This is a genomic window from Pseudomonas sp., from assembly GCF_050739655.1.
In the GTDB taxonomy this organism is placed as follows: domain Bacteria; phylum Pseudomonadota; class Gammaproteobacteria; order Pseudomonadales; family Pseudomonadaceae; genus Aquipseudomonas.
In genome coordinates, this window is record NZ_JBOIBY010000522.1 from 1 (window position 1) to 10,029 (window position 10,029).

Genomic DNA, 10,029 nt, shown 5'->3' on the forward strand with positions numbered 1-10,029 from the left:
CCTCAAGACTGAATGAACCATTGTCTGCGACAGATCCATTATTGGGCCTTTGCATCTTTCCATGCGCAGATACGAGATCACCTGCTAGGTCAGCAAGAACATATTCGCCAAGCCCACTTTCACGCTGCCCTCCCCTACCGGCAGCAGGGTCTGAGTCCCTCCAAGAAATAGCCCATTTTTTTGATTTGGAAAGACTGTAGAGGCCGCCGTAATCCATGGTACTGACATGCAGGAAAGGCTTCTCTAGCTCTACCATCTGAGATCTGGTTTTGACGAGCCCCATCTCTGGCTTGTCTGCATTTCTCTTTTTGAACAACCAGTCGAAAATCCTCATCCTTGCTGCCTCCAATACCTTGGTAATTCAAAGAGTCTAGAAACCTGTGCAGAGCTCTTAGCTGATCACGACCCATCTCGCATTTGGAAAGTCGCGTTTGCATATCCAGCCACGAGTCAGAAGTAATCACTCGGAGCCTCCCCAGCGTAGGATGCAGCCAATTACTCGTTAACGGCCAAGAAGGTATGGATCGTCTTCGACGCTGTAATTTTCGAGTGTTAGTAATTCAAATTGAATGCCACTCGCCTTCAGATCAGCCTCAGCCGCCCGCATTTCCTCATCGAGCCGACTGCCTTTTTCCATGACCGCCAAAATCGCCCGATCCGGCCTAAGTCGCTTTGCAAGGTGAACAAAGCCTTCAATATGAGTCGCCCGTAGACTGCGCCATGCAGACTTCACCTCGCAAAGGATGGCTTCGCCATCAACGACAGCAAGTAGATCCGCTTCCGCATCTGCATTTCTAGAATCGAGCGAGTAGCCGAAGCAAGTCGGCCCCAGCCACATAAGCGACGAACTCGCTCGATCACACAGAGCTGACAGGAGCCAAACGAGTGACAAAACACTACGAGAGCGAAGGCTTTCAATAAGGAATTCGTTCGGTCGAAAATTCCAGGGTATCCCGACGGGCAACTCCGTTTCGGTTCTACAAACATCACACACAAGAGTAGGCGACAGCGCCTGAAAATCCGTCCAATTCCGATGCTGACAGGTGTCGCAGCTCCAGGGATATCCTTGAAAGAGCATCCGACGTGTCCTCATTTCGGCGAGCCGATCATCAATCGCTTGTTGCTCCATCGCGTCCCAATCTATCTCGTCCTCTTCGGTATCCGATTTAGGTAATGGGTGTTCCGCCCAATACCGCTCTCTGTGTACTTTCCAACACTTTCGTAAATAGTCGAGTGAGAGGTGCATTCGAGGAGCTTTGATTGACTGCGCGGCTTTCACGATAAGCGCGGCGAGGGCTTCACGTTCACTTTCCTGCTGAAGATCGAAAACCGATCGTCCTTTCGCACGCTTTGCGAGCGCGTTCGCGGTGGCCTTGACGTCTGCATCCGCGAGGTTGGGGGCTCCACCTAAACTAGCAAAAACATCCTGCAAGAACGGATGCAAGAGCAAGCTTTTAGCGCCAGCCAGCCCTCCTGTCATTCCGAGAATGCCAGTTAGATGGGGACTCTCGTTTGAGGCTTTCATCCATGCCGCTTTCTTTTGCGGCCAAGGTGGATCACCAGGGCCGACACGCCTCGCCGCAGAATCGAGGCACATCGCGCTCCTGAAAGCCTGACCAATATCAGGAACGGTTATTGAATCGAGTTCTCGGTTGAAGCCAGCAAATATCGTCAGATTGCCGTGCCTACTCGTGCGATGCATAGGCGAAGGATTGTTCTGTGCAAACCCCTTGGTTACGAATTTAGCGATAAAGGCATCCGCCATGCGCCATCTCTTCGGCAGCATCCACACGTTGTCCTGGGCGAGTCTGGGTTTATCCCGCTCATACTCGAAACTTAAATCGAGTGCCCAGAGGCCAAGCGTGAACACCTGGCCCGGTGGCGCATCTTTCAGATGCTCCGGCTCCTTTGCCGTCGGGCGAGCAACCGGTGGCTTCCACCGAAACGAATGCCGCTCTCCGAATCTAAATCCGTCTGAGAACTGAGCCTGTTCACGAGCTTGTTTGAGCGAATCATCGCTCGGAATGACATGCCCACCTGAAACGACCGCAGCTGGCCCGTGAGCGCTCCAAGCTTTTGCTGCTCGGAGCATTTCAAGTACTTCGTCAAGCTCATCGATAGTATGTGACGCAGAGCGTACCCGAAGCTGCGATTGTCCACCTCCGCCGCCATTCACGTGATTGCGAGTGTTAATCAACTGAACGAGCTGATTGAGCATGTCCTCATCTTTCAGCTGATCGACGGTCATCCGGAAACAGCATAAGTCGTTATCGAGCCAAGAAGGGATCAGCAGCCTCGCATTCCAGAACAAAAGCCTGTCCTCGAATGATTCACCGATCACTAAATTGAATCCATCACTCCATCGATAGTCGCGTATCTCAAGACGTGTTGCATACAACGACGAAAGCATACTTAGGCTCGTGACACGCCTACCCACAAACTCAAGAAAGGCCATTTCTTCGGATGCGACGCGGTCAAGGTCACGTGGTACTCCGTATCCATGCTTTTCAAAATGATCGTCCGAGACAATTGTCAGTAAGCCAGCTGTTGACTTAGCGTCGTTCGGATACACGCCCGTAACCACACTCGTGTGGTAGGTGCCAAAGTTGTCTGTCAAAAATCGACTAGGACTTTCCGTATGCCAACTGTCGATGATCTTGATTTTTGGCCCGGCCACCAATGGACTGTGCCGTGCAAGACGGAACACTGTGGAGAGTGAGGAAAGAGCCTCAGGATACTGCGGCCGAAATCCTGGCAGATCTAGCCTCGATTTATCGCCCCTGCGGTGAAGGATGTAGTCGCCTGGGACTAAGCGCTCGTGAATTTCAAGAACGGCTTCTGCAGCCAAATCGACATAGGAATAAACAATGTCCGGATCAAAAGTCTCCAACCATTGCCAGTAACCAGCGATGATTTGACCATCCGCACACGGCACGATGAGACTGAATCGCCCACCCCATCGCGAATAGCAGTCAGCAAATATTCCATCCAGCATGAGGTCTGCATGCTCACTCGACTCGACGACGAAGGCTATCCTTACAGGCCGGGATCTCACTCGTCCTGCCAGTTCTGCGCCAAGCTCATTCGACATACACATCTCCTACGATGCACCACACTGTGGCCCACAGCGTAGTTCCACACCTCAGTCTCTGCGAACCGCTTAAGGCACAGCTTTCGCCAGAATTGTTTCTTCCAAGAACGGCGGTTTTCGAAGTCGCCCCTAGATGCGGCCCGCTTAAAGGTTTGCCTTCCGCCTACAGCTATAACCCGATAAACCGCGCTTTCGGAGCCAGTCACGTCAGCCCGCTGTGAAGCTAAATGTTGAATGCCTACGTGGTTGTCGAGTAGAAAAAACAAAGCCCTGGAGGTTCGCGGCTCCAGGGCTTCTATTTTCGTCTCCATCCCTTAATGGTTTGACGAACGTAGCCGGGACATTACCATCGCCTTTTAAATATTTCACTACGACTTGGGATAGACGAGGCAGTTGCTCATGGGGCTTACGAAAACAACCCAGGATTTACGCCGCGATCTGAAAAGTGCCGCCTTGGCACTCGAGGATGCTGCACAAGACATGTTCAGAATGGCTAAGCAGTACGGGGATGCCGAGTTGCTTGCAGCCATGCAGAAGATCGAGACGCTGCACGTAGAGGCGGATCGGTTGAATGGATACGCAGAAGAGGTCAAGGACGGGAGAATTTTGCGGGCCGATATGGAATAGCTTTTAAGGGGGATCTCGAAAGCTGTGACTCAGGACGGTAGATAAACCCATGGGCCGTCAGTCATCCAGATGCTCGGCCAAGAAACCCACGAGCGAGAGTGGGCTTTGTGCGTCAATCACCTTGTAAATGAGATCGCGCTTACTCCGTGGCAATTTCTTTACCACGCTTTTTGCGGAGGCTCTGACAGCTTCGTCTGTGCCATGTATACGTGCAGCTAGGAGCAGCACGATCGTTGCGTCGGTCAGGTTCATCGCAAGCCCCCAGTAAAGTAGCGCAGTTTACTGGACACCCTTCTCGTGCAAAACCCCAGACCACGTTAAGCCCGCACCCAGCAAGGAGATTGCTATCCTTGGGTTCAACAACGAATGCATCGAGAGTCAAGGGGGCGCGCCCATACCTGGGCCGGCTGTCGTGAACCAAGCCTTGGCTGGGCGCCAAGTCTTGGCCCTGCGGGCTTCCATCCTCGCGCCTTCGGCCTTAGCGGCCTGCGCGCTCCGCTTGCACAGATCAGCAGACGATAGCTCCGTACCGGCGAACGTGGGGGGACACGTTGTTCTGCAGGAGAACATTCGGCCACAAGTTCTTCGCTGGAGGAGCCAGAAGGTACGAGCTCAGACTCTAAAGCGCGCGACCGTCTCCTGCAGTGCTCCCGCCATCTGCGCCAGCTCCAAACTTGCTGCCTGGGTTTGCTGGCCCCCCACTAAGACCTGGTCGGACACGTTACGAATCCCTACTAGATTTCGATCAACCTCACGCGCCACCAGGGCCTGCTGCTCCGTGGCACTGGCGATCAGCAGATTGCGCTCATTGATTTGCGAGATCGAATGGGCAATTTCTTCCAGGGCATCGCCGGAGCGTTGTGCGACTTCCAGGGTGGACTGCACCAGTTCACTGCTGCTTTGCATGGCGTTAACAACGTGCACAGTATCGAGACGAATAGTGCCAATCATCTGCTCGATTTCCTGGGTCGACACCTGAGTGCGATGAGCCAGCGCCCGCACTTCGTCAGCGACCACCGCAAAACCACGTCCGGCATCGCCGGCACGCGCTGCTTCAATCGCCGCGTTGAGGGCCAACAAATTGGTTTGCTCCGCAATGCTGCGAATCACGTCCAGCACCGTGCTGATATCTTGCACACCCCTGGCTAACTGCTGGATACGCTCCGAGGTATCGGTCATGCCGTCCGCCAGCGTACCTATCGAGGACACCGTTTCCTGCACTTGCTCACGGCCACGTTGCGCGGTTCGCTCGGACACTTGGGACGCCTCGCTAGTGCTGACCGCGTTGCGTGCGACCTCGTCGACGGCCGCCGTCATTTGATTGACCGCCGCTGCGGCCTGTTCGATCTCCAGCCCCTGTAACTGCAAACTGCTACTGGTCTGGCTACTGACCGCGCTCAGTTCTTCGGACGAACTCGCCACCTGTTCGACCGATGCAGTGATGTGCTTCACCATCGAGTTCAAGCTCTGCTGCATCTGGTGCATGTTTATCATCACGCTATCGCCAGCACCTGCCTTCAATGGTACTTGAATCGTCAGATCGCCCTGCGCGATTTGCTTCAATACCCGCGCAGCGTCATCGGGCTCCCCACCCAAGGGGCGGGTGACACTACGCGTCACGATGACCGCAGCAGCGATGACCGAGGCCAGGCAGAACACAAGCACCCCCAACATGTTCAGGCGCGCATCGTTATATAGGGCCTGTGCCGACCTTTCACGATCGGCAAAGATCTGCCCTTGCAGCGTCATCAGGGCGTCCAGGCTTTTATAAACCTGCTGTTCGGCGGGGATGACGTGCTGTTTCAACTGCGCCATCGCGGCATCAAAAGCGCCTTGCCTGATCAATGCCTGTACCTGGGTGAACGCGGAGACGTAAGCCTCGCGATTGTTTTTCAGGGCAACATAGGCGGCCTTGCCATCCGGTGAATCAAACAACGGCTCAAGCGTTTCAAGTGCTTGGCTGATGCGCTTTTTAGTGGCATCGATGGCCTGTTGCGCTTGCTGATTTTCCTTGTCGATCAGCAAATCCCGGGTGTTTCTGGCGTTGTCCCGTACACCTGTGGCAATGACCAGGATCGGATCGATTTTCGGCCAGTCCTGTTTGACGATCACCATTGCCTGTTCCTTGAGCGTTGCCAGATCGTGCAACGCGTAGAACGTCAGGCCGATTAGTACCAACGGCGCAATTGCAAATCCAATAGCAATACGTCGTGCTGTGCTTAACTTGGCCATATCAAATGCTCCCTGATTAATACCTGCCCAACGGGCAGCACATTGGAGAACTTCATGTGCCCATGAGCCCTACATCCGCAGCACGCTCGGTCGCTTAATGTCCGCGAATATAGTGTTCCAGTTGTCGGATCAGGTCGGCCTGTTCGACGATGGCTTCTTTCACCAGATCACCAATCGACAAGAGGCCAATCAGTTGATCACCATCCACCACCGGTAAATGGCGTAGATGACTGTCGGTCATGACCATCATGCAACGCTCGATGCTCTGCTGACTGTCTGCCGTCACGACGGGTGCGCTCATGATGGCCCTGACTGGCGTACCGACTGAAGATCGTCCCTGTAGAACGACCTTGCGCGCATAGTCGCGTTCGCTGATAACGCCAACCACCCGCCCCTCTTCTATCACGGGTAGAGCCCCCACATTCTTTTCAGCCATCATCTTCAGCGCTTCAAGCACCATCTGATCCGGTGCGATGCTATGTACTTGCTGGTTTTGCATGACCTTGAGTTTCAGCAATTGTGCGGCTGTTTTCATACACGCCCCCGAAACCAATTACGGTTAAAAAAGCAAAAAAAAGCGCCTGAAACCATTCGGTTCCAGGCGCCTTTGCCTGTTCTTTGCAGTGTTAAAACCAGACTTCCCTGCCTGATGCACCAATGTCCCCATGTCCTGTTCGGCCAATCGATCGTCGTTGACCGAGGGGGCTGTCCTGAGGAGTACGTTCCAGTTGAATCTGATGTGAGCCTTGCAGCCTTTGTGCCAGTCGGCAGCCGAGAGACTTGATCCTGTGTGCAAGTCCAAGCTCCCGGGCTGGAGATGATTGTCGCGGCGACTGCGATCCAGGCGAGTTTCAGCAAGGGTGAGCGGACTTCCCAAGAAAGCGAATTACCAAGGGTGCAAATCGAGACGCTTGAGCTAATGGTGGTGAAAGTCCATTTTGCCGCTTCCGACTGGTGCATGTTGTTGTGCACGGAGCTTTACAACAGTGCATGTCCTGGTTGAATCAATCGCTCGGCAACCTACTCGATAGATTCTTGACCGTACATGCGCGAGGTTTTAACAACCGGACGGCTGTTGACCATGCAGTAAAGAGCCCCGGCCAACACCAACCCCATCGCCCAGCTGATATCCGCGCCCAGCCAGTTCGCTACGAAGCCGGTGTAGAACGAAAGCTTCATGAAGGGAATGGTGCCGATGATCGAAACGGCATAAACCGCTAGGGTTCGCCGGTTGAAGCGCCCGTAGCAACCTTTAGGTTCGTACAGGTCACCTACTTCATAATGGCCCCGGCACACCCAGTAATAATCCACCAAATTAATCGCGCTCCAGGGAATCAGCAAATACAGCTGACCGATCAGAATGTCCGCAAAGAACGTGTCAAAACGGTACTGGGTGGCAATGGCGATCAAGGTTGCGGCAACGGTCAATACGGCCATCACCAAGGCTTTTACTGGAGCCGTGACGTACTTGAGCCCTCCAAAGGCCCCGAATATCGTGACCGAAGACATGTAGGCGCTATACAGGCAGAGTACGTTGTACTGGATGACCCCAAGAGCGATCACACCCAATGCCAACGGTGCCCAAGGCCCAAATAACGTGGCAATGGCGGTTGCAGGGTCGCGATCAAGTGCTGCAGGTATCGCCACTGCCAGTAAAGCGCCTAATGCCATCATGGCAAAAGAGCCCAGTGCGCAGCCGCAATAGGTTGTCCAGAACGTAGCGCGGGTGCTCACGTTTGCGGGGAGGTAACGCGAGTAGTCTGCCACGTAGGGCCCGTACCCCAATGTCCAGGACGCGGCCTGCGCGATGACCAGATTAAAGGCCGCCAGAGTGAAGCCCGTTCCTGAAACCGTTGTTGATGCTGCGTCGCTGGGGTGCAGCAGGATCAAGGCCAGAACGATTGCAAACACCAGGGTCGATAACAGGCTCATCCACGCCCCCAGGCGGTGGATCAGCTCATAGCCTATAAAACCAATCATGAAAGTCAGAACGCCGACCACCACAATGGCCAAGTCATCGCTCATTGGCACCAGCGCCTTTAAGGCATCACGCATTAAGACGCCGCTGGCGGCGAGAAATAGCACCGCCGCCGTGACCATTACCAGCAACGGTATCGCGGCTCCGTAAACACCGAACTGTGCTCGGCTCTGGATCATTTGTGGAACTCCCAGGTGAGGGCCCTGGGCGGAGTGCGCGGCCATGAACACGGTGCCGACCAGATTGCCAATCAGCAGGCCCAGCAATGTCCAGCCGAAGCTCAACCCCGAGGCGATACCCAGCGTACCGACCATCAAAGCGGTCACCTGAAAATTGGAACTGAACCAGATGGTGAACAACCGCCGTGGCGTGCCGTAGCGTTCAGAGTGAGGGACAAACTCGATACTGCGCTTTTCCAGCTTCACGACCGCCTCCTGATTAATTTTCGTGATTATCAGATAGGCGTCAATAGGATATCGGCCTAGCTACGAACGCTTCATAGCTAGTAGCGCCATCCCATGTCGTACGGTCAGCGAGACGTTTCCAACTGGGTAAGCGCTTCGCTTAACGTCCAAAGTCTATGCACCAGGAGTGGATCGACGGCGCTCCCTTCAACACCACAGAGCGTCATGGAGTTGCTCTCGCCCAGTACCATCGGAGCAACAAGTCATGACTTACGCGCACACGGTGAGAGAACCCTTCCCGTTCTGATCCCGGCGCTTCATCTACTGAGCCGTGGCGCTCTGTCATAAATTGTCTCAGCAAAATCCTGCCCCATTGTTGAAATCGTAACGTGCTGACGGTATTGGTAGCTCACCTACCTTTAGCAGGGAACGCGTCATGAAACCGAGATTCAAGGTGATTGAGACCACCAGCATGGATGACCGCAGTAAGCGATATCGAGTGGTAGATCTCGTTCAAGGTGGCCCTGCAAGCAAGTATGGCGTGTACAAAGCTCGAGCGGAGGCTGACGATGTTTGCTCAACATTGAACGCAGAGCATCCGAAGGATTTCGAAGGAGTTGCGGCGATGGCTTCACGCTAAGCAGGTAGCATCCATCGCTACGCGTCTGTTCTTGCATATTGTTTAAATGGCCCACTCGCCTTCTCTTCGGAGATACCGAAAAGATCTAATGGCATGAGCACTCGCGACCTAGACTTAACGGTGCCCCCTTGCCAACGAATTAAGATAAGCCCTGTACAGCGCCTGCCCTCATGGCGCTTACTTCCCCCCCGCATTAGTCAAAAGGCATTTTCGCTGGCTCCTGCCGAGACAAGCCGCCATGTTATCGACTTTAGAAATTCGCCATTTGGTGGAGCAGAGTTTTCTTCCCTCTCGTTGCGAATGCACAAGCGAGTCGGGAGACTCTCTGACGGTTCGATTTTTTCAGGATAACTCGAACCAAGAAATCCTCGTCGTCACCGGTGTTGCCGTGGCTCAGTTGACTAATGGGCATGCAATCGCGAATCTTGTGACCGGACTGCGGCAAGATCTTGAGCTCGTTACTCTTTCGCCTGGGCTTACCGTCAATCACCAGGTCTTCAAGCAACGTCGATGAAACCTTTGAGATCAATCGTCCTCGTTGCTGTATTACAGATCGCCATCTACCGCCCCCTACGAGCCCCGTCGATTGCTAGCGCCTCGTTTTTGATAGGAGTAAAAAATTGCTGACTCGCCCAGACAAAGACGCGCTTCGTGCGATGCTGGAATCTCAGGTTCAAGAAAAGCTAAAGCATGACCCAGACGCGGTCACGACTTATGTCGCACAGCGTGACCCGGAACGAAAGCCCTACACCAGCAAGCCAACAGTGCAGGACAAAGCTTTTGACAGAGAGCTCGATCAGATGCGTGCCGATGCTGAAGCCGGAGTGATACGCAAGCCTGCGCAGCAGACGGACGATGCTCCTAGCCTTGAACTCGATGATTACCCAGGCTTGAGAGCGACAGTAACCGCACCAACTGAATGGTAGTTTTCAACGCCTGTTATGAATCGGTTGGTGATGGGGGCTAAGGGGGTGTCGCTGATTCATCCAAACACGTTCGTACACATCCCTCACTAACCATGACAATCTTGAGCCTGGCCTTGCCCGAAGAAACGACT

General features: G+C 54.1%; 10 protein-coding genes. 4 read left to right on the forward strand and 6 right to left on the reverse strand.

Annotated elements, in window-relative coordinates:
- Together ACRESJ_RS24620 and ACRESJ_RS24625 are read right to left on the reverse strand one after the other, a co-directional pair.
- Positions 1-334: hypothetical protein (locus ACRESJ_RS24620; RefSeq protein ID WP_431760226.1), on the reverse strand; the 334-nt coding region annotated here is incomplete at its 3' end.
- Between the two features lie 168 nt (positions 335-502).
- Positions 503-3,091 (reverse strand): hypothetical protein, encoded by a 2,589-nt coding sequence (locus ACRESJ_RS24625; RefSeq protein WP_431760227.1) that lies wholly within the window; start codon positions 3,089-3,091, stop codon positions 503-505.
- A gap of 399 nt (positions 3,092-3,490) precedes the next feature.
- Here ACRESJ_RS24625 and ACRESJ_RS24630 point away from each other — a divergent pair, with 399 nt between their 5' ends.
- A complete protein-coding gene (locus ACRESJ_RS24630; protein ID WP_431760228.1) occupies positions 3,491-3,718 on the forward strand; it encodes a hypothetical protein in 228 nt (75 codons plus the stop codon).
- A gap of 57 nt (positions 3,719-3,775) precedes the next feature.
- Here the strand turns inward: ACRESJ_RS24630 and ACRESJ_RS24635 are convergent, their stop codons facing one another.
- The 4 genes from ACRESJ_RS24635 to ACRESJ_RS24650 form a co-directional block, all read right to left on the reverse strand.
- A complete protein-coding gene (locus ACRESJ_RS24635; protein ID WP_431760229.1) occupies positions 3,776-3,970 on the reverse strand; it encodes a hypothetical protein in 195 nt (64 codons plus the stop codon).
- Positions 3,971-4,330: 360 nt separating this feature from the next.
- Positions 4,331-5,950, reverse strand: a complete 1,620-nt coding sequence (locus ACRESJ_RS24640; RefSeq protein ID WP_431760230.1) for a methyl-accepting chemotaxis protein — start codon at positions 5,948-5,950, stop codon at positions 4,331-4,333.
- 94 nt (positions 5,951-6,044) lie between these two features.
- The gene (locus tag ACRESJ_RS24645; RefSeq protein WP_431760231.1) at positions 6,045-6,485 is read right to left on the reverse strand and encodes a CBS domain-containing protein; all 441 of its coding nucleotides are present in this window, start codon (positions 6,483-6,485) and stop codon (positions 6,045-6,047) included.
- A gap of 485 nt (positions 6,486-6,970) precedes the next feature.
- Positions 6,971-8,353 carry a purine-cytosine permease family protein gene (locus ACRESJ_RS24650; protein ID WP_431760232.1) on the reverse strand — a complete coding sequence of 461 codons (1,383 nt, stop codon included), beginning with the start codon at positions 8,351-8,353 and terminating at the stop codon, positions 6,971-6,973.
- 415 nt (positions 8,354-8,768) lie between these two features.
- Between ACRESJ_RS24650 and ACRESJ_RS24655 the strand changes: the two genes are divergently transcribed.
- The 3 genes from ACRESJ_RS24655 to ACRESJ_RS24665 all read left to right on the forward strand — a co-directional run bounded on the left by ACRESJ_RS24655 (position 8,769) and on the right by ACRESJ_RS24665 (position 9,898).
- On the forward strand, positions 8,769-8,972 hold the full coding sequence (locus tag ACRESJ_RS24655) for a hypothetical protein (protein WP_431760233.1): 204 nt from the start codon (positions 8,769-8,771) through the stop codon (positions 8,970-8,972).
- 238 nt (positions 8,973-9,210) lie between these two features.
- Entirely contained in the window at positions 9,211-9,486 is a 276-nt protein-coding gene (locus ACRESJ_RS24660; protein ID WP_431760234.1) for a DUF1652 domain-containing protein, read from the forward strand.
- Positions 9,487-9,592: 106 nt separating this feature from the next.
- Positions 9,593-9,898, forward strand: coding sequence for a hypothetical protein (locus tag ACRESJ_RS24665; protein WP_431760235.1), 306 nt, complete (start codon positions 9,593-9,595; stop codon positions 9,896-9,898).
- The last annotated feature ends 131 nt before the right edge of the window (positions 9,899-10,029 follow it).

Coding starts and splice junctions, on each gene's coding strand:
- ACRESJ_RS24640 (WP_431760230.1), bottom strand. CDS start 5,950: ATGGCCAAGTTAAGCACAGCACGACGTATTGCTATTGGATTTGCAATT.
- ACRESJ_RS24655 (WP_431760233.1), top strand. CDS start 8,769: ATGAAACCGAGATTCAAGGTGATTGAGACCACCAGCATGGATGACCGC.
- ACRESJ_RS24630 (WP_431760228.1), top strand. CDS start 3,491: ATGGGGCTTACGAAAACAACCCAGGATTTACGCCGCGATCTGAAAAGT.
- ACRESJ_RS24645 (WP_431760231.1), bottom strand. CDS start 6,485: ATGAAAACAGCCGCACAATTGCTGAAACTCAAGGTCATGCAAAACCAG.
- ACRESJ_RS24660 (WP_431760234.1), top strand. CDS start 9,211: ATGTTATCGACTTTAGAAATTCGCCATTTGGTGGAGCAGAGTTTTCTT.
- ACRESJ_RS24635 (WP_431760229.1), bottom strand. CDS start 3,970: ATGAACCTGACCGACGCAACGATCGTGCTGCTCCTAGCTGCACGTATA.
- ACRESJ_RS24625 (WP_431760227.1), bottom strand. CDS start 3,091: ATGTCGAATGAGCTTGGCGCAGAACTGGCAGGACGAGTGAGATCCCGG.